The organism is Gordonia sp. w5E2 (assembly GCF_036540975.1).
GTDB classification, from domain to species: Bacteria; Actinomycetota; Actinomycetes; order Mycobacteriales; family Mycobacteriaceae; genus Gordonia; species Gordonia jacobaea.
The window spans coordinates 1,202,993-1,225,221 of the sequence record NZ_CP144213.1; the positions used below are offsets into that span (position 1 = coordinate 1,202,993).

At 64.8% G+C, this 22,229-nt stretch carries 21 protein-coding genes; 16 read left to right on the forward strand and 5 right to left on the reverse strand.

From position 1 onward, the window contains the following. Window positions 1–8 precede the first annotated feature (8 nt). The 3 genes from RND64_RS05515 (at window position 9) to RND64_RS05525 (ending at window position 2,197) form a co-directional block, all read left to right on the forward strand. Complete coding sequence (locus RND64_RS05515; protein ID WP_331436473.1) at window positions 9–989, forward strand: DUF4190 domain-containing protein; 981 nt, start codon at window positions 9–11, stop codon at window positions 987–989. A gap of 273 nt (window positions 990–1,262) precedes the next feature. Beyond that, window positions 1,263–1,436 carry a 50S ribosomal protein L32 gene (gene rpmF, locus RND64_RS05520; protein ID WP_005174583.1) on the forward strand — a complete coding sequence of 58 codons (174 nt, stop codon included), beginning with the start codon at window positions 1,263–1,265 and terminating at the stop codon, window positions 1,434–1,436. A 122-nt stretch (window positions 1,437–1,558) separates the two neighbouring features. Next, window positions 1,559–2,197 (forward strand): trimeric intracellular cation channel family protein, encoded by a 639-nt coding sequence (locus tag RND64_RS05525; RefSeq protein WP_290724743.1) that lies wholly within the window; start codon window positions 1,559–1,561, stop codon window positions 2,195–2,197. A gap of 40 nt (window positions 2,198–2,237) precedes the next feature. On the opposite strand, the gene RND64_RS05530 is transcribed toward RND64_RS05525, so the two are convergent. Beyond that, window positions 2,238–3,008, reverse strand: a complete 771-nt coding sequence (locus tag RND64_RS05530) for an SDR family oxidoreductase (protein ID WP_290724745.1) — start codon at window positions 3,006–3,008, stop codon at window positions 2,238–2,240. Between the two features lie 243 nt (window positions 3,009–3,251). Here RND64_RS05530 and RND64_RS05535 point away from each other — a divergent pair, with 243 nt between their 5' ends. Next, the gene (locus RND64_RS05535; protein ID WP_287001785.1) at window positions 3,252–4,196 is read left to right on the forward strand and encodes an AurF N-oxygenase family protein; all 945 of its coding nucleotides are present in this window, start codon (window positions 3,252–3,254) and stop codon (window positions 4,194–4,196) included. Then, entirely contained in the window at window positions 4,196–5,791 is a 1,596-nt protein-coding gene (locus RND64_RS05540; RefSeq protein ID WP_331436474.1) for a 4Fe-4S binding protein, read from the forward strand. Before RND64_RS05535 ends, RND64_RS05540 begins: the two co-directional genes overlap by 1 nt. A 27-nt stretch (window positions 5,792–5,818) precedes the next feature. Here the strand turns inward: RND64_RS05540 and dctA are convergent, their stop codons facing one another. Beyond that, a complete protein-coding gene (gene dctA, locus RND64_RS05545; protein WP_331436475.1) occupies window positions 5,819–7,234 on the reverse strand; it encodes a C4-dicarboxylate transporter DctA in 1,416 nt (471 codons plus the stop codon). Window positions 7,235–7,408: 174 nt separating this feature from the next. On the opposite strand from dctA, the gene RND64_RS05550 reads away from it, so the two are divergent. The 6 genes from RND64_RS05550 (at window position 7,409) to RND64_RS05575 (ending at window position 14,092) form a co-directional block, all read left to right on the forward strand. Further along, a complete protein-coding gene (locus tag RND64_RS05550) occupies window positions 7,409–8,095 on the forward strand; it encodes a response regulator transcription factor (protein ID WP_005207267.1) in 687 nt (228 codons plus the stop codon). Next, complete coding sequence (locus RND64_RS05555) at window positions 8,095–9,585, forward strand: sensor histidine kinase (RefSeq protein ID WP_270483191.1); 1,491 nt, start codon at window positions 8,095–8,097, stop codon at window positions 9,583–9,585. The genes RND64_RS05550 and RND64_RS05555 overlap by 1 nt, the downstream gene beginning before the upstream one ends. Before the next feature lie 171 nt (window positions 9,586–9,756). Further along, window positions 9,757–11,175, forward strand: coding sequence for a S1C family serine protease (locus RND64_RS05560; RefSeq protein ID WP_331436476.1), 1,419 nt, complete (start codon window positions 9,757–9,759; stop codon window positions 11,173–11,175). 126 nt (window positions 11,176–11,301) lie between these two features. Continuing rightward, window positions 11,302–11,955: a MogA/MoaB family molybdenum cofactor biosynthesis protein gene (locus RND64_RS05565; protein ID WP_049697920.1), complete on the forward strand. Its 654-nt coding sequence runs from the start codon at window positions 11,302–11,304 to the stop codon at window positions 11,953–11,955. A gap of 695 nt (window positions 11,956–12,650) precedes the next feature. Further along, a complete protein-coding gene (locus RND64_RS05570) occupies window positions 12,651–13,295 on the forward strand; it encodes an MspA family porin (RefSeq protein ID WP_049697921.1) in 645 nt (214 codons plus the stop codon). Between the two features lie 77 nt (window positions 13,296–13,372). Further along, complete coding sequence (locus RND64_RS05575; RefSeq protein ID WP_049697922.1) at window positions 13,373–14,092, forward strand: MspA family porin; 720 nt, start codon at window positions 13,373–13,375, stop codon at window positions 14,090–14,092. Window positions 14,093–14,609: 517 nt separating this feature from the next. On the opposite strand, the gene mscL is transcribed toward RND64_RS05575, so the two are convergent. Together mscL and RND64_RS05585 are read right to left on the reverse strand one after the other, a co-directional pair. Beyond that, complete coding sequence (gene mscL / locus RND64_RS05580) at window positions 14,610–15,443, reverse strand: large conductance mechanosensitive channel protein MscL (RefSeq protein ID WP_049697923.1); 834 nt, start codon at window positions 15,441–15,443, stop codon at window positions 14,610–14,612. A 186-nt stretch (window positions 15,444–15,629) separates the two neighbouring features. After that, window positions 15,630–16,289: an SAF domain-containing protein gene (locus RND64_RS05585; protein ID WP_331436477.1), complete on the reverse strand. Its 660-nt coding sequence runs from the start codon at window positions 16,287–16,289 to the stop codon at window positions 15,630–15,632. A 282-nt stretch (window positions 16,290–16,571) separates the two neighbouring features. On the opposite strand from RND64_RS05585, the gene nhaA reads away from it, so the two are divergent. Further along, on the forward strand, window positions 16,572–17,825 hold the full coding sequence (nhaA, locus tag RND64_RS05590; RefSeq protein WP_331436478.1) for a Na+/H+ antiporter NhaA: 1,254 nt from the start codon (window positions 16,572–16,574) through the stop codon (window positions 17,823–17,825). Between the two features lie 107 nt (window positions 17,826–17,932). Further along, entirely contained in the window at window positions 17,933–18,277 is a 345-nt protein-coding gene (locus RND64_RS05595) for an FmdB family zinc ribbon protein (RefSeq protein WP_331436479.1), read from the forward strand. Window positions 18,278–18,326: 49 nt separating this feature from the next. Here RND64_RS05595 and RND64_RS05600 read toward each other — a convergent pair whose 3' ends face one another. Then, window positions 18,327–18,905, reverse strand: coding sequence for a 5-formyltetrahydrofolate cyclo-ligase (locus RND64_RS05600; protein ID WP_331436480.1), 579 nt, complete (start codon window positions 18,903–18,905; stop codon window positions 18,327–18,329). Between the two features lie 172 nt (window positions 18,906–19,077). Between RND64_RS05600 and RND64_RS05605 the strand changes: the two genes are divergently transcribed. The 3 genes from RND64_RS05605 to RND64_RS05615 all read left to right on the forward strand — a co-directional run bounded on the left by RND64_RS05605 (window position 19,078) and on the right by RND64_RS05615 (window position 22,224). Then, window positions 19,078–20,034, forward strand: coding sequence for a UTP--glucose-1-phosphate uridylyltransferase (locus RND64_RS05605; protein WP_331436481.1), 957 nt, complete (start codon window positions 19,078–19,080; stop codon window positions 20,032–20,034). Window positions 20,035–20,160: 126 nt separating this feature from the next. Next, window positions 20,161–21,474, forward strand: a complete 1,314-nt coding sequence (gene glp, locus RND64_RS05610) for a molybdotransferase-like divisome protein Glp (RefSeq protein ID WP_049697926.1) — start codon at window positions 20,161–20,163, stop codon at window positions 21,472–21,474. A gap of 87 nt (window positions 21,475–21,561) precedes the next feature. Next, entirely contained in the window at window positions 21,562–22,224 is a 663-nt protein-coding gene (locus RND64_RS05615; protein WP_049697927.1) for a GNAT family N-acetyltransferase, read from the forward strand. Window positions 22,225–22,229 lie beyond the last annotated feature (5 nt).

The window sequence follows — 22,229 nt, forward strand, 5'->3', positions numbered from 1 at the left end:
GAACGCAGATGTCCACTCCGCACGGAGGTTCGAACGCATCGGATCCAGAGCGTCCCGACAAGACCCCGACCGGCTCCGACGGCGCCGGTTCACCAAGTGCTGACGCACCACGGGCGACGTCGAGCGACGATGCCACCTCGCTGATCAAGCGGCCCAACCCCGCCGACGCTTCGGGAGCGGGTTCGGCGGCATCGGGTTCAGCAGGATCGGGTTCGACGCCGAGCGCAGGTGCGCCTGAGTCTCCGACAACCAAGTTCGACCCGTCCGCCTACGGCCAGCCCTCACAGGGCGAGCCGACCTATCAGCCACCCCAGTACGGTTCGACGCCCGACTATGGCTCGGGCTCGCAGGCTCCTCAGTACGGTTCGACGCCGGATTACGGCTCGGGCTCGCAGGCTCCTCCCCAGTACGGTTCGACGCCGGACTACGGCTCGGGCTCGCAGCCGCCCCAGTACGGCCAGACACCCGACTACGGCCAGGCTCCCCAGTACGGCCAGCCCTCGGCGCAGCCCGACTATGGCACTCCGCAGGGTTTTGGTCAGCCGTCCGCCGAGCAATCCCCGTACGGTCAGGCGGGCTACGGCCAGTCCCCGTACGGTCAGCCCGGCTACGGTCAGCAGGCGTATGGCCAGCCCGCCTATGGTCAGCCCGGCTACGGTCAGCAGGCGTACGGGCAACCCGCGTACGGTCAGCCGGGCTACCCGGCAGCGGGACAGACGACGAACGGCATGGCGATCGCGTCGCTGATCGTGTCGGTCGTCGGAACCCTTGCGTGTTGCTTCACTATCGTGGTTCCGGCAGTCGGCCTCGTGCTGGGCTTTGTCGCTCGTAAACAGATCAGTGACTCCAACGGAACCCAGACGGGTGACGGCATGGCGCTGGCGGGCATCATCGTCGGCGCGATCGGCGTGATCATCGGCGTGCTCTACTGGATTCTGGTCGGCGTGAACGCGATCAACCTGGATCTGAGCGACACCTCGACTTACTGACGGTGACAGTTCTCACCGACGTCGGCGCCGGTCAGCTCGGTCGTTTTGGAGGTTGACCGCGCGACCGGTAGTCTAGAGAGGTTGCGTGCTGCGCCCGAGGGTTGCGTGGCACGTCCACCACGCCGGTCGACGCTCCACTCCGTGGAGAACGGACGACCTGAGGGCACGGTCCGCGAGGGCCACGGTTGCAGGTCTGCAAGGACCACAGTGACCTGTCCGCGAGGACCACAGTGACACACAGTCCGTAAGGACACAGTAGAGAAGGGCACAACCATGGCTGTACCGAAGCGCCGGATGTCGCGGGCCAACACCCGCAGCCGTCGTTCGCAGTGGAAAGCGGACAACCCCGCGCTGCAGGAGGTCAAGGTGAACGGTGTCGCTCAGCGCATCCCGCGTCGTCTGGTCAAGGCTGCGCGCGCTGGCATCATCGATCTCGACCGCCGCTGATCGCGACATAACCTCAGCGACTTAAATCCAGCACAACTGCCGCAACGTCCCAGACGTTGCGGCAGTTGTGCTGTTCTGTGAAGTACGCCGCTAGAGAACTACGCCGTGAAAGCGAGGTGCCGATGCTGCTCGCGATCTTGAACATCGTGGGTATCGGGGTGTTCGCTGCGTCGGGAGCGTTGGTCGGAATCCGTAAGGACTTCGACATCTGGGGCATCGCGACGGTCGCCGTGCTGACCGGTGTCGGTGGCGGGATTCTGCGCGATCTTCTGCTCGGCATCACCCCGCCATCTGCGCTCGACAACTGGGTCCCCGTCACGACAGCCCTGATCGCCGCGCTGGTGACGGTGATCTTTCATCCGTCGTTTGCGCTGCTGCGTCGAACGATTGTCGTCCTCGACGCGATAGGCATGGGATTGTTCGCGGCCACGGGTGCGAGTATCGCGATCGATCATCACGCGCACGCCTTCGCCGCAACCCTCATCGGGATGCTCGCGGCGATCGGCGGCGGCGTCTTGCGTGACGTGCTCGCCAACGAGATTCCGTTGCTGCTGCAACCAGCCGATCTCTACGCCGTGCCCGCAATCGTCGCTGCGGCCGTGGTCGCGATCGGCAGGACGTACTCCGATCTGCCGTCGCAGGTCTGGGTCGTCGCAGGACTCGTCGTCGGCGCGCTGCTACGTCTGGTTGCGCTCGTCCTCGGTTGGCGACTGCCGATGGCGCCACGCGGCGTCGGCTACAACTGGCGTCGTCGCGGATGACGGGCGGCGATTCGCTTTCTCACCGCCCGTCTCGCGGTGACTACTGAGCGATGACCTTGTTCACCAGTCGGTTCAGCGAGTTGGGGATGAACTTCGCCGCGTTGCCCAGCACGAGCGTCTGGGTGCCGACGGAGTAGCTAGTGCGGTGTAGCCGCAGATCGTTCTTGGTGGGATGGACCGACTCCCAGATCTTGTCGGCGACCTCCTCGGGCGTGATCCGCACGCCGAGCGTCTTGGTCGACTTGGCGTCGTTGGCCGCGAGCGCGGTCTTGGCCCACAGCGGCCAGATGCTCACGACGCGGATGCCGTCGGGTTCCCACTCGAGTTCGAGCGCCTCGGTGAGACCCGCGACGTAGAACTTGCTCGCGCTGTAGGTGGCGATGCCCGGCTGCCCGTAGATCGCCGACGCCGACGCGATGTTCACCAGGTGCGACCCCGGCGTCTTCTTGAGGTATTTGTGCGCGGCCTGAGCGCCCAGTGTGACGCCAAGGGCGTCGATGTCGATCTGGCGGCGCACGGCGTCGGGGGAGATGTCGGCGAGTTTGCCCTCGGTGAGTACACCGGCGTTGTTGTCGAGGACGTCGAGGGTTCCGCCGGTGTGTGCGGTGAAGTCGGCGAGGGCGTCGTCCCATTCCTTGGGGTCGCGGACGTCGATCTTGCCGGTGATGAAATCGGGGTGGTTCGCCTTCACCTTGTCGAGCGCGTCGTTGTCGACGTCGTACACGCCGACGGTCCAGCCCTCACGTGCGAAACGCTCCGCCGTGGCCAGGCCGATACCCGCGGCCCCACCGGTGATGAATATCGATGACATGAGGTTCCTGCCCTTCTGAACTGCGACGACGTTCCGCTTCCGTAACTTACTCGCCAGTATAGATGTCCGAGTTGTTTACTACGTCACACCGGGGTGCTATCTTGACAACAAGCGTTGATATGACATCGGTTGTTGATATGACACTGGTTGTTGATACGAAACAGATCGTCATCACCTTACTGCTGTGCCAGTGAATCCAGGTCGCCAAGTTCCGCCGCAGGCGGAGATGGGAAGTCGAGCATCATGACTGCTGCAATGGACCGCACCGAACCCACCGACGATGTCGTCGGCAATGTCGTGAGTATTCGTGACGAGGGTGCCGACGCCGTGTCCGAGCGTCTCCTTGCGTCGGCGGCGCGGCTCTCGCGCAACGCCATGACGGAGATCGACTGGAGCCTTCCGATGGACCCGACCAAGTACGGGTGCAGCCCGGAGTGGTCGTCGCTCTACGGCACGGACTACTGGGACGAGATGACCGAGGAACAGCGGATCTCGGTGACCCGTCACGAGTTCGCGTCGATCATGAACATCGGCATCTGGTTCGAGATGATCCTGCAGGAGATGGTCATACGCGACCAGTACCTCGGTGCCTATCACAGCAATGAGTTCCAGTTCGCGCTCACCGAGATCGCCGACGAGTGCCGTCACTCGATCATGTTCGCCAAGGCGTCGGAGAAGATGGTCGGCACGTCGTACAAGCCGACCAAGTGGGTTGGCCGCGCGGGCAAGCTGTTCAAGCGGACCGCCAAGAACGAGGTCGCGTTCGCAGGCATCCTGGTCGCCGAAGAGGTGCTCGACGTCTTCCAGCGCGGCTGCATGCGCGACGAGCGGGTGCTTCCGTTCATCCGCACCGTCAACGAGATTCACGTCCTCGAAGAGTCGCGCCACATGAAGTTCGCGCGTGAAGAGGTCCGCGATTCGATGAAGGGTGTCGGCTGGTTCCGCCGTCAGTTCAGCGCGCTCTATGTCGCGCTCGGCGGCTACTTCATCGTGTCGAGCCTCGTGCAGCGTCAGGCCTTCGTCGACGCCGGGCTCGACGCCGATCGTGCTGTCGCAGAGATGAATACCAACTCGCACTTCCACTCTATGATCCGGGGTAGCTGTGCACACCTCATGGAGTTCCTCGACGAGGTCGGCCTGCTGACCAAGCCCGCCGCGTACTACTACCGGAAAGTGCACATGCTCTGATGTTCGTCATCACTCAGTCCTGCTGCAGCGACGCAGCATGTGTATCCGTGTGTCCGGTCAACTGCATCCATCCGACGCCGGAGGAGCGCGGTTTCGGCACCTCCGACATCCTGCACATTGATCCGCAGGCATGCATCGACTGTGGTGCGTGTGCAGACGCGTGCCCCGTCGACGCGATCTTCCCGGCCGAGAACCTCGGCACCAGGGACAAGGTCTTCATCGAGATCAACGCCGACTACTACAAGAACAACCCGGAAGTGAAGTCGGGCTGGTCTGACGTTGTCTACCCCGAGATTCCGAAATTGCCTGCGGGACTTAGGGTTGCGCTGGTCGGCACCGGACCGTCGGGCGGCTACGCGCTGCGTACGCTGCTCGACCGCACCGAGGCTTCGGTCACCGTGATCGACAAGCTGCCGACACCCGGCGGACTGGTTCGTGCGGGCGTCGCGCCCGACCATCCCGGCACCAAGGGCGTCTTGCGCGGATTCGATCTGCTCTACCGCGATCCGCGCGTCACGATGGCGACCAACGTCGAGGTCGGCGAGTCGGACGGTCAGATCACGCCCGCCGAACTCGCCGAGCACTTCGACGCGGTGTTCTACGCGGTCGGCGCGAGCGAGTCACGGCGCCTTGGTATTTCGGGTGAGGATCTACCCGGCTCGACGTCGGCGACCGAACTCGTCGCGTGGTACAACGCGGTTCCGGGTGCCGACGCGGCTCCGCCGATCCGACGCTCGACCGACGCCGATCCGGCGAGCGGGCGCGCCGTCATCGTCGGAACCGGAAACGTGGCCCTCGACGTCGCGCGAATCCTGGTGTCGCCACCGGAACTGTTGGCCACCACCGACATTGCCGACCGCGCGCTGGGCATCTTGGAGGAGCAGAACGTTCACGAGGTGGTCCTACTCGGTCGTCGAGATCAGGCGCACGCCGCCTACACGTCGGCCGAATACCGTGCGCTGTCGACGATTCCGGGTGTCGAGGTACTCGTCGTCGACGACGCCGACGGAGCCGGAGTTCCCGACCTCACCGGCCCCGCGGACCCCGACCACCGACGAATCGTGTTCCTGTTCCACAGCACTCCCGACGAGATCCTCGGCGACGAGCGCGTCGAAGGCGTGACCGTCACGACCGGCGGGCAGACACACCGGATCGACGCCGACCTCGCGGTGCGCAGCATCGGATACCGCTCGGTTCCCATCGCGGGACTTCCCTTCGACGACGCTCGCGGACTGTTCCCCAACGTCGACGGACGGATGCTCGACGACTCGGGCGAGATCATTCCCGGTTCGTACGTGCTCGGCTGGGCCAAGCGCGGTCCCAGTGGCGGCATCGGGGCGAACAAGAAGTGCGCCCAGTTGACCGTCGAGGACTTCATCCGCGACGCGGTCGACGGCAAACTGATTCGCACCACACGTCAGCCCGGCGAGTTCACCTCGTTGCTGCGCAAGCGAACTCGACACGTCATCGGCTATCGCGGTATGCGCGCGATCGACCGGATCGAACGTCGACGCGGCTCCGAACAGGGCCGTCCGCGGGTGAAGTTCACCCGCGTGGGCGACATGGTCGGCGCCGCCGGCTGGCGTAAGCGCTAGCAGCCCAGGGCATTCGACCTGCCCCGCCTAGTCCTGCTTGGCTTCGGACTCGACGGTGTGCAGGCCGAGGCCTTCTTCCTCGGGGAGCAGTTGCTTCTCGCCGGTGAGCGGGTTGGATTCCTCGAGCGGGGGAACCGGCTGGCCGTCGAGCACGAGTGTCATTCTCTCCTTGTCGAGTTCGCCTTCCCACGCGGCCACGACGAAGGTGGCGACGCAGTTGCCGATCAGGTTCACCGACACCCGCATCGAGTCCATGATGCGGTCGGCGCCGAGCAGAAGGGCAACGGCCGCAACGGGAATCGATCCGTGACCGATGGCCGAGATCGTGGCCGACAATGCCAGAAACGACGAACCCGGTACGCCTGCCATGCCTTTCGACGTCAGCATCAGCACCAGCACAGCGGTCAACTGCTCGCCGAGGCTGAGATGCACGCCCATCGCCTGTGAGAGGAACAGCACACAGATCGAGAGATACAGGGTCGCGCCGTCGAGGTTGAACGAATAGCCGGTCGGGACAACGAGACCCGTGACAGGCCGCGAACATCCCGCGTACGTCAGCTTGGTCATGATGCGCGGCAGCACCACTTCCGTCGACGCGGTGCCGAGTGCGACGAACAGCTCGTCCTTGATGTAGACGATGAACTTCCACAGGTTGACGCCTGCGAAGACCCGGACGATCACCCCGAGAACCAGGATGAACAGCACCGCCGCGAGGTAGCAGCATGCGATGAGTTTGCCGTAGCTGCCCAGCGACGAGATGCCGTACTGGCCGATGATGTACGCCATCGCGCCGAACGCTCCGAGCGGAGCCAGCTTCATGATCCAGCCGATCATGGTGAAGAAGACGTGGCTGGACTGATCGACAAACCCGAGCACGATGGGTGCCTTCGCGCCGACCTTGGCGAGTGCGAGTCCGAAGAGGACCGCGAAGAACAGCACCTGCAGTAGCTCGTTCTCGGCGAAGGCCGAGATCGCCGACGTCGGGATGATGTTCATCAAGAACTCGACGGTGTGGGGGAGTTCGCCGTCGCTGGTCTTCTTCGCGACGGCTTCGGCTCCGGTCGCGAGGGTTTCGGGATTCACGTTGAAGCCGGCGCCGGGTTTGACGATGTTGCCGATCACGAGCCCGAAGATCAGGGCGAACGTGGTGACGACCTCGAAGTAGATGAGTGCCTTGATCCCGATCCGCCCGACGGCCTTCATATCGCCGACGTGGGCGATGCCGAGCACGACCGTGCAGAAGATGATCGGCGCGATCAGCATCTTGATCAGCTTGATGAAACCGTCTGCCAGCGGTTTGAGAGCAGAGCCGAAGTCCGGCCAGACCGCGCCGACGACGATGCCCGCGACGATCGCCACCAGCAACCAGGTGAACATCGATCGGTACCACGGTGTTTTCGACGACTCGACCGGACCTTCCGAGAGAGCGATGTCTGTTGTCATCGCGCAAGTGTCCGACGCCTCGGGTGCGACTCCGTGAGCGAGCTGTTGCGCACAGGTAACAACCCATCCGCGTGCCCGACGTCGTACGTCTACGGCCCGCCGAGCGTCACGAAGTTAGGGGTAATCCGCGAGTTGCTCAGCGGGTTCTCAGTCGAAGTGGATAAGACTATCTACATGCGCATTCTTGTTGTCGACGACGACCGGGCGGTCCGCGAGTCGCTGCGCCGCTCGCTGACGTTCAACGGATACACCGTCGACACGGCGGGTGATGGCATCGAAGCGCTGGAGAAGATCGTGGCCGAACGGCCCGATGTGGCGATTCTCGATGTGATGATGCCCCGGCTCGACGGTCTCGAAGTGTGTCGTCGACTCCGGTCGACCGGCGACGACCTGCCGATCCTGGTGCTCACCGCCCGCGACACCGTCTCCGAGCGGGTGTCCGGCCTCGATGCGGGCGCCGACGACTACCTGCCCAAGCCATTCGCCCTCGAGGAATTGCTCGCGCGGCTGCGCGCACTCCTGCGCCGCGCGGCACCCGAGGAAGACGCCGACTCGGAGGCGCTCACCTTCGCCGACCTCTCGCTCGACCCGGTGACCCGCGATGTGTCACGCGGCGAACGCCAGATCAGTCTCACCCGTACGGAGTTCGCGCTCCTGGAGATGCTGATGGCCAATCCGCGCCGAGTGCTCTCGCGCAGCCGCATCCTCGAGGAAGTGTGGGGATACGACTTCCCGACCTCGGGCAACGCGCTCGAGGTCTACGTCGGCTACCTGCGTCGTAAGACCGAAGCCGACGGCGAGTCGAGACTGATCCACACCGTGCGCGGCGTCGGCTACGTGCTACGTGAGACGCCGCCGTAGTGCCGTCTGTGCTTCGACTCCGCCTCGCACGGCTGTGGTTGCGGGTGCGTCCGAAGGGCAAGTCAGGCGAGATGCGCGACCCGATGCCCTTGACCCGGTTGGTCTCGCTGCGTCTACGCGTCACGCTGTTGTCGGCGACGGTCGTTCTGGTCTCGGTGAGTTTGATGGCCGCTGCCGCGTATTTCGTGGTGTATCGCGCGATGTACAACGAGGTCGACAACCAACTCGAGTCCCGCGCCGACGGCATGACCGCGCTCGCGAAGATGGGGACACTCAACGACAGGCCCGAGTCGCTGGTGGCGGGAACGGTGTTCTCCACCAACATTTCTCTCGCGCTGGTGAAACCGAGCGGCCAGACCTACCTCGTCGGTTCGGTGCCGTTCGAGGACGTGGAACGCAAAGTCGCGCGCTCGCCGTCGAATCCGGGAAACAACCTGCAGAGTCTGCGGACGGTCAACAATCAGCGGGTGCTCGCGCGCAAGCTCGATGACGGCAACACCCTCATCCTCGCGCAGAGTCTGTTGCACACCGATCGTGTCCTCAAACGACTGGCGTGGGTGCTCTTCGTCGTCGGTTGCGGTGGTGTGGCGCTCGCGGCGGTTGCCGGCACGACCGTCGCGCGCGCGGGTCTTCGACCGGTCGCCCGCCTCACTCGCGCCACCGAACGGGTCGCCCGCACGCAGGATCTCACCCCGATTCCTGTTGCGGGAAACGACGAACTGGCCCGTCTCACCGAGAGTTTCAACACCATGCTGCACGCGCTGGCACAGTCGCGTGACCAGCAGGCGCGTCTCGTTGCCGACGCAGGCCACGAATTACGTACTCCGCTCACGTCATTGCGCACGAATCTCGAATTGCTCATGGCCGCAAGCGAACCCGGCGCGCCCGCGGTGCCTGCGGCCGACATGATCGAACTCCGCTCCGACATCGTGGCGCAGATCGAGGAACTGTCCACTCTGGTGGGCGACCTCGTCGACCTCGCGCGCGAGGACACCCCGGAGGTGGTTTTCGAGGAGGTCGACCTCGACGAACTCGTCGAAACAGCGCTCGAGCGAGTGCGTCGACGCCGCGTCGACGTCGAATTCGAGGTGCATCTCGAGCCGTGGTTCGTGTTCGGAGAGCAGCACGGGCTCTCGCGCGCGGTGGTCAACGTGCTCGACAACGCAGCCAAGTGGAGTCCGCGTGGGCGTTCGGTGCTTGTGACGCTGCGACAACTCGACACCGGTACGGCCGAATTCGCCGTCTCCGACGCAGGCCCTGGTATCCCACCGGAGGACCGCGAGCTGGTGTTCGAACGTTTCTATCGGTCGACGCAGTCGCGGTCGATGCCGGGTTCCGGGCTCGGCCTCGCGATCGTGCGGCAGGTCGTCGACCGGATGGGTGGGACCGTTCGCGCTGATCAATCGAGTCTCGGTGGCGCGATGATCACGATGACGCTGCCCGGACGACCGACGCCCGTGGAACCTTCGCCGAAGGTGATTCGTCAATAGTTTCGGGAGACGACACGTAGGCCTATCGCTTACCTACCCGAGCAGCGGGTCCCATAGTGTTGAGCCACAAGTGAGCGCTGGACGAGAACGCTGTCCGGCGTCGAATATCGGTCGATTGGTCCGCCGTCCGGCAAGGCGCGGTCCGAACAAGGCGAGGAAAGAAGCGCGACGATGACAGGTGGAGGCCCGCACGGGGGGAATCCGTACGGAAACGACCCGCAGACCGGTGGATTTCCTGCGTACGGCTCGGGTCACGGCGATGGTCAGCAGAGTCCCGGCGGCCAGCACGGTTTCGGTGGGCAGCAAGGTTTCGGCGCACCTCCGACGCAGCAGTACTACGGACCGCCCGCCGGTCAGCAGCCCAACCAGTGGAGCGCGCCGGGGTCGACGACTCCGCAGGACCAGACGTTCAGTGGTTTCCAGCCCGGATCTCCGTCGGGATTCGACACGCCGGACGCAGGCCAGTCGACGCCACCCAAGAAGTCGCGCGGCGGCCTCCTCGCAGCACTCATCGGTGGAGCGCTCGTGATCGGTTTGGTCGCAGGAGGAATCGGCGGCGTCGTCGGAGCAAAGGTCTCCGACGATGATTCGACGTCGAGCAGTTCGGCGCCGCTTGGCGGCGATCCGAACACCAACAGCGAAAGCGTTGCTGCCGCGCCCGCGGGGTCTGTGCAGGAGGTTGCCGCCAAGACGCTGCCGTCCGTGGTGTCGATCGACGTTGTCAGCGGGTCGGAGGCGGGCGAGGGCTCGGGCGTCATCCTCTCCGAAGACGGATACATCATGACCAACAACCACGTGGTCGCCGGTTCATCCGGCAGCGGTAAGCCGTCGGCGATCCAGGTGAACTTCCAAGACGGCACGCGCGCAGCGGCGAAACTGATCGGCGCCGACTCGATCTCCGACATCGCGGTGATCAAGGTGGAGAAGAACGACCTGCTACCCATCAATGTCGGAACGTCGAAGAACCTGGCAGTCGGGCAGTCGGTCATCGCGATCGGCGCACCCCTCGGGCTTCAGGGAACCGTCACCACGGGCATCATCAGCGCGTTGAACCGTCCCGTATCAACCTCGCGCGACGGCGGCACGACGTCGGTGATCGACGCCATTCAGACCGACGCCGCGATCAATCCGGGCAACTCGGGTGGCGCTCTGGTCAACGCCAGGGGCGCCCTGATCGGTATCAACACCGCGATTGCGTCGCTCGGGGCGTCCGAACAGCAGCAGAGCGGCAGCATCGGGCTCGGCTTCGCGATCCCGATCGACCAGGCCATCCGCGTCGCCAACGAACTACGAAACAACAACGGTAGGGCGACGCACGCCAGCCTCGGGGTGTCGGTGCGCCCGAACAGTCCCGCGAGCACGCCGGGTGCTGTGGTCTCCGATGTCACGGCCGGTGGCCCAGCTGCGCAGGCGGGTATCCCCAAGGATGCGGTCGTCACCAAGCTCGATGACAGGACCATCGCGTCGGGTGACGCGTTGGTCGCCGCGGTGCGCTCCCACGCACCCGGCGAGAAGGTGACGGTCACCTATGTGGCGAACGGACAGACCCGAACAGCGTCGGTGACGCTGGGAACGCTCACCACCAATTGACGGCGCCGGCGGCCGACCGCTCGAGCATCTGCCCCCGAGCGATCTGTCGCCGACTGATCATCGAAGCCCCTGATCTGAGACCATGATCAAGGGGCGAGAACAGGCGAGAACGAGAAAGAGGCGAGCATGATCGAATCCAGCCGCAGTCCGCAAGGCTCAACCCTTACCGACGACGCGTCGAGCGTGATCGATCCGATCGCGCTGGAGGCCTCCGAGGTCGATCCCGCCGACGTGGTCGCCGCGGACGCTGCCGCGCGCGAGTTCGTTGCCCGCCATAGCAGTGAGGCGGCCGGGACCTTGGGCGACGAGATCGGTAGAGCACTGGTTGTGGTCGTCGACGACCAGATTGCGCACGGTGAGGTTGCCGATTCGCTCGGCCCGCTGGTCGGCGAGCTGCTCAACGAGGCGGGCTTCCACGTCGACGCGACGCTTGCGGTGTCCGGCGACGAGATCGAGATCCGCAACGCGCTCAACACCGCGGTCATCGGGGGCGTCGACCTTGTTGTTTCGGTCGGTGGCGTCGGTGTCGGTGCTCGCGACGTGGCTCCCGAGGCCACCGAGCCGCTGCTCGACCGCCGACTTCGCGGTATCGAAGAAGCGGTCCGAAGCTCCGGTCTCGCCGCGGGGGCGACAGACGGTGGACTGTCGCGGGGGCTCGCGGGCATCTCGGGGCAGACGCTCGTGGTCAACATCGCCGAGTCGCGTGCGGCCGTTCGCGACGGAATGGCTACCGTTGCGCCCCTCGCGAAGCACGTAATCGAGTCGATCAGCGAGTTCTGAGTCGGGCTAATCGAATAGTGCGCAAATATCAGGAAATGCGCACGTGTGCATAACTTCGGTTCACATTGTGTTCACGGAGAATTCGAAAGCATGCCATTCTCTCGCTGAGACGGAATAGTCGATATGTCGCAAGAAGGCTCGAATCGTGAGACGCCGGACGGTTCACGACGGAAATCGAGGCATCGTCGCAGGATCGATGACGTTTTCGGCGACGACCTCCCCGAGACCACGTCGGACGAGAGTGACGAAGGTCACATAGGCGATTCTCAGGAGTGGTACCGGGCCCAGCGGCCGCCGCATTACGAGTGAAATGTCGCTTCCGGCATAGCGGGCGCAGGGTGTTTTCCATTTGTTAACACTTTTCCTGGCGCTGACGTGAATTCTCCCTGTGTAATCGTGTAAGAGAATCTTGAGATCGCGCTGAGCGTTGCTGTTGCCCGTCTTGATATCGCTCGGATAACGTTCGCTGCGACAACACTCGGCCCCTGCGGGAGGCCGGGGCCGTGGTCCTGCAGTCCGATCAACGTCGGCCAGCAGCAGTGGAACGAGGGGGCAGGGACTTTAACGCCTCGGAGAGCACGATGAAACACCGTGTTAACCGGAGTGGACGATGATTCCCGCGAGCCGCCAAGGTCAACCCGAGGGAACGAGTTCGTCTCCCTCGGATAACAGCCGAATCCTGTGAGAGGGAACGAATGAGCAAGTTCAGCAAGCTTGGGCGCCGCGGAGCTGCTGCGGTCGCCGTCGCCGCTGCCGCGGTGATTGGCGCAACCAGCATGGGGGCGGGACACGCCGAGGCGCAGAAGCTCGCGCCCGGGTACAAGAAGGCCGTCGCGAGCGACGGTACGACTGTTGAGACCTGGCGCAACGGTGAGTACTTCACTCGAGTCGGAACAGTGGCCAACAACCCGCTGTCGCGGGGGCTGGCGATTTCCGGCACCTACACCGTGAAGACCGCTGCCGGTGTCGGCGGCCAGGTAAACGTCGGCTACATCATCGGTTGCCAGGTCGACATCTCCGGCATCAGCCTCGACCTTGGTGGCACTTTTGACATCGTTGGTGGCGGACTGACCGGCAGCGGCAGCGTCACTCTGCCGATCAAGCCGGGCCAGATCGCGAACTACGCGCTCTCCGACATGAGCATCTCGGACAAGGGCGTGGCATCGCTCCAGGTTTCCGATCTCCAGGTGATTCTCGACAAGTGCGGCGGCTACGCGTCGGCACGCTCGTACGTCTCCGTCTACGCGGCCAAGGGATTCGATGCCAAGGGCGGCACGCTGAACGTCGACGGACCTTTGGTGAAGTCCACTCTGTACGGCCAGCCTTTCAACGTCAGTTAAGCCGCAGCAGGTAATTCAACAACTCACTCTGAGATTTATCTGCTCGTAGGCAGATTGACATTCCACGAAGGGGAATCATGAAGAAGAGCAACACTCGCCGCCTGGCGGCTGTCGCCGCCGTCGCGGGTGCCGCCGCGATGGGTCTGAGCAGTGTCAGTGCAGGACACGCTGACGCTGGGCCACTGCCCGGCGGCAAGGTCACCAAGACGCTTGTCGACGGAACTCCGGTCAGCATCACGCTTTCGAACGAGAGCATCAGCGTCCAGCGTCCGGTCAACCAGAGTGCGCTGAGCCGCGAAGCCTGGGGATCGGGAACGGTCAGCGTCAACGTGGGCGGCAAGGCCAAGGGCGGCACCATCAAGGTCGGCTATGAGCTGGGATGCCAGGTTGACTTCGGCGTGTCCGGCGGTCTCGGAGCCGGCGGCGGGTTCAAGCCGGGGGCTGCCAACCCGAATGCCATCGGTGGGACCGACGCCGACTGGAGTCGCTCCGCTGGTGGCAACGGGTCGGTGACCCTCGGGCCCGGCGGCGTGACCAAGTACTGGCTCATCAGCGGTGACAGCCTCGGAAACAGCATCCAGTCGTCGGACGTGACGAACAAGGATGATGACAACTACACCGCCAGCAATCTGACCTTCACCGGTTCCACCGGTGGAGTCACCTACAGCCAGGAGCACTTCGTACTGAACGGCTGCGCGGGATACGCGTCAGCCCGGACGATCGTCCAGGTGACCGTCAAGACGGACTCCGTCAAGGGGATCGTCACCTACACGGGTAAGCCCTTCAGCCTCGGCTGATCGCGCCTGTCGCACAACAGAACACAACCGCGGGGCGGGAACCTATTTGGTTCCCGCCCCGCGGTCTTTTTCGCTCAGCGCAGCCAGTGCCGCTGTGTCGATGGCCTCGGGGATTGACCATCGACGTAGCGGAATCCGTCTGCGCGGTGACGTCTGGGACGCCACGAGCGGTCAGCTACCGATCGACTCGGCTACTGGGTTCAGCTCCCGAAGAAGGGGAACGGGAACCACGGACGCGGACGTGGGCGCGGCTGGGGCTGCGGCCGGCCGTGGTTGTTCTGGCCCGGTCGCTGGTTGCCGTGAGGCTGAGGCATCGTTGCTCCTCCGTTGGGTTGATGTGACGTTGCCGTCGGTTGACGTGACGTTCGTCGACGCCTTCTGAATCAAGATCAGCGCCAACGGATTTCAACCTAGGAACCGAACCTTGGGATGCGATGGTCAAGTCGCTGTCAAACCGCTGGACATAGCGAAACGGCCACGCCCGAGATGGGCGTGGCCGATTCGATGCGGCTTCTGATCAGCGGGAGTGGCGTCCCGAGTCGCCGGGATTGTCGCCGGGGAACTGCGATCCCGGCGGCGGGTAACTGCTCGGCGGGTAGTTGCCGGGCGGGGGATAGTTGCCCGGAGCCGGGTTCGGCGTCGGGTAGCCGGTTTGCGGTGCACCTGGGCCGCCTGCCGGGTAGGTCGGCGGGTTCTGCTGCGGCTGCCCGGAGGGCGCCTGGTAGGACGGGGGGTTGCCGTAGGTCGACGGCGCCTCGTATGGGGCCTGGGATGCCGGTGGCGGCGTCGTGAGGCGCTGTGTGGGCGGTGCAGCGTCAAGTCGACCGGAGGGATATGCGTCGGAGGACGGCGAATACGTGTCGGGCGAATCGGAAGCTCCCGAACCGGATGAGGAATCGCCGCCTCCGCCTGAGTCGCTCAGGTGGTCGGGCAGATCCTTCTCGGCCTCGGCCTTGGCCTTCGATACGCCATCGGGATCCATGAGGTCGCGGATCTCGGTGAGCAGTGCAACCTCGGTGACCTCGGCCTTCTTGCCGAAGCCGCCGAGCTCTGCGAGCTTGTTGTACGGAACGATGATCAAGAAGTAGACGACAGCGGCGATGATCAGGAAGTTGATGACCGCCGTCAACACTCCGCCGATATTGACGAACGTCGACGACTTGCCGCTGACCAGCTCGAATCCGAGGCCGTCGGCTTCGTTCGGGCTCCACGGGATGGTGTTGATGATCGGCTTGATGATGCCGTCGGTGAATGCCGTGACGATCGCGGTGAAGGCCGTGGCGATGATGACCGCTGTGGCCAGATCGACCACGTTGCCCTTCATGATGAAATCCCTGAAACCCTTGAGCACTTTCCGGTCCTCTCATTCAGTCGGTGGTACGTGCCTGTGGTGAGGTGTTGACGGAATCTGCTCAGTGGTGCACAGCCCGTTCTCCGTGATGTTAGTAGAGATAGGCATGCGTGTTGCGGAACCAAACGATGTTGTGTCCTGTGCAATGAATCTTCGATGCTGTGCAAGGAATCGCGAAACCACAGTTCAATGCACTATTACGGCGAGGGCGATGTCGAGTCCGGCCGCGGCTACGCGGAGCGCTGATTTCTGGTCCATCGCGAGCACAACCGGCGCCGACGCCTGATTCCGCGCCGACAAACCACTCGACACCGGACGTTCGGTGCCCAGCGCGACTACGGCACGTGTGGCAAGTACATCCGCCTCAGGCCCGACGACGTCGACCACATCGCCCGCTCGCAACAACGCCGACACGGCGTCGTCGGAGAGACGCACGGGGACGAGGCGGGCGTCGGCCGACCCGGTCAACTGTTGCGGCAGCCGGGGTGAGAGAAGTCGTGCGTCGGTGAGAATCTCGCCGGTTCGGACCATGCTCGTCACCGTCTTGCCGGTGCCGTCGCGCGACATACGTAGTGCTCCCGCCGGGACCATCCCGGCGCCAACCCTGCGCACGACGAGATCGGTTGCGGCCAGTTCGGTGCCCGGCAGCAGGTCGTGCGCGGCGACCATGACCGCTTCGTCGTCGTGTTCCGCCCCACCGAGGGTCGCGAAACCCAGTGCGGCCACGACGAGTAGCGCTGCGGCGCATCGTCGAATCAACAACGACCTAGCCCAACCCGGACGCACGGCAGCTCCCAGACGGTCGACGAGGCGCGGGCTGAGACTGTCTCCACGGGCTGTTCGCATGCGCGCAAGTTAGCCGCCCGGAGGTCGCCGAAACCGACGCCGCGGCAGGTTGTGGACAACCCGTCCATTCGTGGTGGTCGGTGGATAACTCGACGCGGCGCACGCGCGACCTGCGTCCGGTGGCGACGCGCCGCCTGACCAGCACGAGTGGTGCCACAGCCGGTCGTCGGGGAGAATGGTCGACGGTGTGCCGGGAAGTCTGGTCGGCAACCCGGACCTCGATCCGGGTTTGTATTCGACCCATCTCGGCCTCGGCGCCGGGATCGCCCGACAGGATCATTTATGCCCGCAGAGAGCTCGTTCGACGGGCGCCCACCCGCCCGTGAGCGCTTGCGCCGCTATCTCTCCCTCGACACCACCAGTGGCATGCTGCTGCTCGTCAGCGCGGCCGTGGCGGTCATCCTGGCGAATTCGCCGTGGCGAGAGGCCTATCACGAGATTCTGGCCTACGAGATCGGTCCGGAGTCGTTGCACCTGCACCTGTCGCTGAGTGAGTGGGCGGCCGACGGTCTGCTCGCAATCTTCTTCTTCGTTGTCGGCGTCGAACTGAAGCAGGAGTTCGTTGCCGGAAGCCTGCGCGATATGCGTCTGGCAGGTGTGCCGATCGCCGCTGCGGTGGCCGGAATGGTCGTTCCCGCACTGTGTTACGTGGCAGTCGTCGCAACGCTCGACCCAGAAGCGTTGCGCGGCTGGGCAATTCCAACCGCCACCGACATCGCGTTCGCGCTCGCCGTCCTGGCGATCTTCGGACGTGGTCTGCCGCTGGCGTTGCGGACGTTTCTGCTCACCCTCGCGGTTGTCGACGACCTACTCGGCATCACCGTGATCGCAGTGTTCTACACGGACTCCATCGACTTCGTGATGCTCGGCTGCGCACTGTTGGCCATCGTGGTGTTCGGGGTCGTCGTGCGTCTGTCACGCGCGTACCGGTGGTTGTTGTTGCCGCTGGCGCTGATCGCATGGGGCTGCATGCACGCTTCCGGTGTGCACTCGACGGTCGCGGGTGTCTTGCTGGGCCTCGTCGTTCCGGCATTGACGATCCGCGGTGAAGAGCTTCCGCGTACCGAACAGCTCGACGAGGCGGTTCGTCCCTGGTCGTCGGCGGTGGCCCTGCCGCTGTTCGCCCTCGCCGCAGCCGGCGTCTCGCTGGTGGGAGCCGACGAACCGCTGCTCCAGCCGGTCTCGATAGGGATTGTGCTGGGGTTGTGCGTCGGCAAGGTGGTCGGTGTACTCGGAGCCACCGCGCTCATGACCCGGTTCACGCCGCTACGGCTTCCCGATGCGATCGGTATGCGCGACCTCATCCCGGTGGGGATGCTCACCGGGATCGGCTTCACGGTCGCGCTGCTCATCGCCGAGCTCTCCTTCGAAGAGGGTCAGCACGCCGCACCGGCGAAGGGGGCAATACTCGTCGGATCGGTGATCGCGGCGTGCGCGGCCGCTGTCCTGCTGCGCTGGAATGCGCGCAAAGCACGCGATCCGGACATGAATCGCGACGGCGTCGTCGACTCCGATCTCGACGTCATCGGCGGTTGAGCGGACCCGTCGCGGAACGGGGAGGCGTCCGGTTTGGCACTCGGAATGTAGGAGTGCCAGAGTTGGTTAGAATCAGTGGCGAATCACTCAAGTCTTCGGAGGTACCGGTGCCCACTTACTCGTATGCGTGCACGGAGTGCGACAACAAGTTCGACATTGTTCAGTCGTTCTCCGATGACTCGTTGACCGAATGCCCGCAGTGCTCAGGGCGTCTGCGCAAGCTCTTCAACTCGGTCGGCATCGTGTTCAAGGGCAGCGGCTTCTATCGGACCGACTCCCGCTCGGGCTCGTCGAGCTCCGAAACGGCGTCGTCGAGCAGCAAGTCCGACGGCGGTTCGTCGTCGGAGAGTTCGTCGAGCAGTTCGTCGTCGGACAGCGCCTCGTCGAGTAGCAGCAGTTCGAGCACGTCGTCGAAGAGTGAGTCGAAGAGCAGCGCCGCTGCGTCTTCGTGATTGCTGCGTCCTCGTGATTGCTGGGCGCCGCTGATTCCGGGCTCGGACCCTAGCTGAGTTTCCGAAATCCACCGGCGGGCGTGAGAGCCCACCCGACCGGGACGTCGTAGTTGCCCGACGGCAGTGCGTCGACGACCTCGTCGTCGTAGACGACGGCGACGAGCTCAGCAGAGCTTCCGATGAGTGTTCGGTCGTAGTAGCCCGCGCCGCGGCCCAGACGAACACCCGTCTTATCGACCGAGAGAGCGGGCACAAGCACCACCGACGCCGCGTGTACGGCGTCGACGCCGAGTCGTTCGCCCGACGGCTCGAGCAGTCCCCAGCGTCCTGGTTGCAGGGTGGTCGCGCCGTCGTAGCGGACCCAGTCCAGGGGGGCGGGGTCGCCGTCGGGGACGATCGGGACCAAGACGCTCACCCCACGATCGATGAGGGCATCGAGCATCGCCGGTGATCCCGGCTCGGTCCCGACAGGGACGTAGGCGGCGACGGTGACGTCGTATTCGAGTCGGAACGGCGCGGCGTAGATCCAGTCGGCGAGGTCGCCTGCGGCTTGTTCGCGCGCGAACGGCGACATGTCGCGTCGCTTTGCCGCTATCTCCTCGCGCAACTGATTCTTGAGGGTAGGCACCGCGACCTCCGCCTTTCTGCGTACCTGCACTCGCCTCGACATACACTCGTCCCGATCCGCACTCGCACTGTAGCGCTCGAAAGTGACGTATTACGCACGCGCGCGTCCGTCAGTCGGGTGATCCGCAACCCTTCGCAAGGACGCCGTCAGACTCCGACATTAAGGTGTCGGTATGACGTCCAGCGTGAGCAAGGCGAGCACCGACGAATTCAGCGAGTACTCGTCTGTACCGAACACCCCGCCTATCCCGCGAACCGCGGTCGTGCCCGCGGCAGGCTTGGGAACGAGATTCCTGCCCGCGACCAAGACCGTCCCCAAAGAGCTGCTGCCCGTCGTCGACACACCCGGCATCGAGCTCGTGGCAGAAGAGGCGAAGTCGGCGGGCGCTGAGCGTCTCCTGATCATCACGTCGCCGGGCAAAGACGGAGTCGTCGCGCACTTCGTCGAAGACCTTGTCCTCGAGAACACGCTGGCCACACGGGGCAAGGCGGCGATGCTCGCCAAGGTGCGCAAGGCGCCGTCTTTGCTGGAGGTCGCATCGGTCATCCAGGAGAAGCCCCTCGGTCTCGGGCATGCGGTCGGGTGCGTCGAGCCGTATCTCGACGACGATGAAGACGCCATCGCGGTACTCCTTCCCGACGATCTCGTCCTGCCGGGCGGCGTTCTCGAGGTGATGGCCCGCACGCGTCAGCGTCGCGGTGGTTCGGTGCTGTGCGCGATCGAGGTGCCGGAAGACCGGATCAGCGCTTACGGCGTGTTCGATGTCGAGACGCTGCCCGACGCCAACAACCCCAATGTGATGAAGCTCAAAGGCATGGTCGAGAAGCCGGAGCCGGAAGACGCCCCGTCGAATCTCGCGGCCGCCGGACGCTACATCCTCGACCGCAAGATCTTCGACGCTCTGCGCCGCATCAAGCCGGGTGCAGGCGGCGAGCTGCAGCTCACCGATGCCATCGCGCTGCTGATCGAAGAGGGCGAACCGGTGCACGTCGTCGTGCACAAGGGCACCCGACACGACCTGGGCAACCCCGGTGGCTACCTGAAAGCGGCCGTCGATTTCGCTCTCGATCGCGACGACTACGGACCCGACCTGCGCGAATGGCTCGTGGGCCGCCTCTCGGTGGACTGAACGGCTGCGCGTTCGACTCGACTTCGCGGTCCGACTCGACGTTGCCTCAGCGCGCCTGCGTCGCAGACGCGGGCACGGCCGCTAACGTCATTGCCTGACGTGTGTCCGGCGAGGCGATGAGGTGAGATGCGGTCCGTCGAAGATCATCTGACGCTGGTGACCGCTGCGGCGGTGGCTCCGCGGCCGGTACGGGTGGCAATTTCCGAGGCGCAGGGTTTGATGTGCGCCGAGGAGGTCGTCACCGAGCGACCAATGCCCGGTTTCGACCAGGCTGCGATCGACGGCTACGCCGTGCGGGCCGTCGACGTTGCGCTCGCCGGAGCGTCGGCACCGAGCGATCCCGACGAGTTCGAGGAATTCGACGCCGGCGGTGCCGAATTGGTCGATCTCGAGCCCGGTGAGCCGATGATCGTGTCGCTTCCCGTGGTCGGCGAGGTTGCGCCGGGTGCGCGTACCCCGACCAGGCTTCAGCCGCGACAGGCGGTACGTGTCGAGACGGGCGCCCCGATGCCGACGCTCGCCGACGCCGTGGTGCCCCTCCGCTGGACCGACGGCGGCGATCAGAAGGTCAAGGTCGGGCACGGCGTCGACAGTGGTGATTACGTACGACGAGTCGGCGACGACGTACAGCCCGGCGACGTCGCGGTTCGTGCCGGATCGATCATCGGTCCGGCACAGGTCGGGTTGCTCGCCGCGGTCGGTCAGTCGCGCGTGCTGGTGCACCCCAAACCGCGGCTCTCGGTGATCTCCGTGGGCAGCGAACTCGTCGACATCGACCGCACTCCTGGCCCCGGCCAGATCTACGACGTGAACAGCTACTCCCTCGCCGCCGCCGCACGTGATGCAGGTGCGGACGTGAACAGAGTCGGACTCGCCGAGCGCGAGTCGTCGCGTCTGCGCGAAGTGGTTGAGGCGCAACTCATTCGATCCGAGATCGTCGTGATCTGCGGAGCGGTGGGCGGAACGGCGTCGCGGGCGATCGCCGACGCACTGGCCGACCTCGGCGACCTCGAGATCGCGCGGGTCGCGATGCATCCGGGCTCGGTGCAGGGCTTCGGCCGACTCGGCCGCGACGAGGTGCCGACGTTCCTGTTGCCGGCCAATCCGGTGAGCGCGCTCGTCACCTTCGAGGTCATGGTGCGACCGTTGATCCGGATCGCGCTGGGCAAGCGGCAGCCGATGCGACGGGTGATCACCGCGCGGACGATCGGGCCGATCGTGTCCGTCGCGGGCCGCAAGGGATATCTGCGTGGCCAGTTGATGCGCGACGAGAAGTCGGGGGAGTACCTGGTGCAGGTGCTCGGGGCGTCGCCGACCGGATCGTCGCATCTGCTGGCAGAGCTCGCCGACGCGAACTGCCTGATCATCGTCGAGCCCGACGTCGAGGAGTTGGGTACGGGCGACGAGGTCGAGGTCGCCTTCCTCGCTCAGCGCGGATGAGTGCGTTCGGGATGCGTCGATTCTGTTTGATTGGTGCGTGTGCGCGAGCCGGTCACACCACGACGTTCACCGAATAGACTCACTGGCGTGTTCAGATGGTTGAGCGGTGTTCCGGCCAGTCCCGGGTGGCCGGCGACGTTGGGACCATTGCTTTCTCGTGGTGGAGCGGTGACCGTGCGTCCGGTGCGGGTTCGTGATGCCAAGAGTTGGAGCGACCTTCGCATCCGCAACCAGAACTCGCTGCTGCCGTGGGAGCCGACCGGCGTCGGCAGTTGGGCCGACCGGCATCAGCCGGCGTCGTGGCCGCCGCTGTACGCGATTCTCAAGTCCGAGGCCAAGCGCGGAACCATCCTGCCGTTCGTCATCGAACTCGACGGCGCATACGTCGGCCAGCTCACCGTCGGGAACATTCAACGTGGGGCCGTGCGGACCGCATGGATCGGGTACTGGATCGACCAGGCGCACTTCGGTCAGGGAATCGCCACTGCCGCAGTCGCTTTGGGCGTCGACCATTGCTTCGGTCCGGTGGGGCTACATCGCCTCGAGGCCACGGTTCAGCCGTCGAACGGCGCGTCGCAGGCGGTGCTGACCAAACTCGGATTCCGGCATGAAGGTCTTCTCGAACGCTATATGGACGTCAACAAGCGTTGGCGCGACCACAACCTGTTCGCCCTGACTGCCGAGGAGGTTCCCGAAGGGGCCGTCGAGCGACTGGTGCGATCGGGCCGGGCGAACTTCTTGCAGGGCTAGTTCTG

Excerpts from the sequence above, each read along its gene's own strand:
- RND64_RS05570 (WP_049697921.1), top strand. The coding sequence starts at position 12,651 with ATGAGCAAGTTCAGCAAGCTTGGGCGCCGCGGAGCTGCTGCGGTCGCC.
- RND64_RS05565 (WP_049697920.1), top strand. The coding sequence starts at position 11,302 with ATGATCGAATCCAGCCGCAGTCCGCAAGGCTCAACCCTTACCGACGAC.
- RND64_RS05585 (WP_331436477.1), bottom strand. The coding sequence starts at position 16,289 with ATGCGAACAGCCCGTGGAGACAGTCTCAGCCCGCGCCTCGTCGACCGT.
- RND64_RS05550 (WP_005207267.1), top strand. The coding sequence starts at position 7,409 with ATGCGCATTCTTGTTGTCGACGACGACCGGGCGGTCCGCGAGTCGCTG.
- dctA (WP_331436475.1), bottom strand. The coding sequence starts at position 7,234 with ATGACAACAGACATCGCTCTCTCGGAAGGTCCGGTCGAGTCGTCGAAA.
- nhaA (WP_331436478.1), top strand. The coding sequence starts at position 16,572 with ATGCCCGCAGAGAGCTCGTTCGACGGGCGCCCACCCGCCCGTGAGCGC.
- RND64_RS05540 (WP_331436474.1), top strand. The coding sequence starts at position 4,196 with ATGTTCGTCATCACTCAGTCCTGCTGCAGCGACGCAGCATGTGTATCC.
- RND64_RS05605 (WP_331436481.1), top strand. The coding sequence starts at position 19,078 with ATGACGTCCAGCGTGAGCAAGGCGAGCACCGACGAATTCAGCGAGTAC.
- RND64_RS05575 (WP_049697922.1), top strand. The coding sequence starts at position 13,373 with ATGAAGAAGAGCAACACTCGCCGCCTGGCGGCTGTCGCCGCCGTCGCG.
- RND64_RS05515 (WP_331436473.1), top strand. The coding sequence starts at position 9 with ATGTCCACTCCGCACGGAGGTTCGAACGCATCGGATCCAGAGCGTCCC.
- RND64_RS05535 (WP_287001785.1), top strand. The coding sequence starts at position 3,252 with ATGACTGCTGCAATGGACCGCACCGAACCCACCGACGATGTCGTCGGC.
- RND64_RS05525 (WP_290724743.1), top strand. The coding sequence starts at position 1,559 with ATGCTGCTCGCGATCTTGAACATCGTGGGTATCGGGGTGTTCGCTGCG.
- RND64_RS05530 (WP_290724745.1), bottom strand. The coding sequence starts at position 3,008 with ATGTCATCGATATTCATCACCGGTGGGGCCGCGGGTATCGGCCTGGCC.
- rpmF (WP_005174583.1), top strand. The coding sequence starts at position 1,263 with ATGGCTGTACCGAAGCGCCGGATGTCGCGGGCCAACACCCGCAGCCGT.
- glp (WP_049697926.1), top strand. The coding sequence starts at position 20,161 with ATGCGGTCCGTCGAAGATCATCTGACGCTGGTGACCGCTGCGGCGGTG.
- RND64_RS05560 (WP_331436476.1), top strand. The coding sequence starts at position 9,757 with ATGACAGGTGGAGGCCCGCACGGGGGGAATCCGTACGGAAACGACCCG.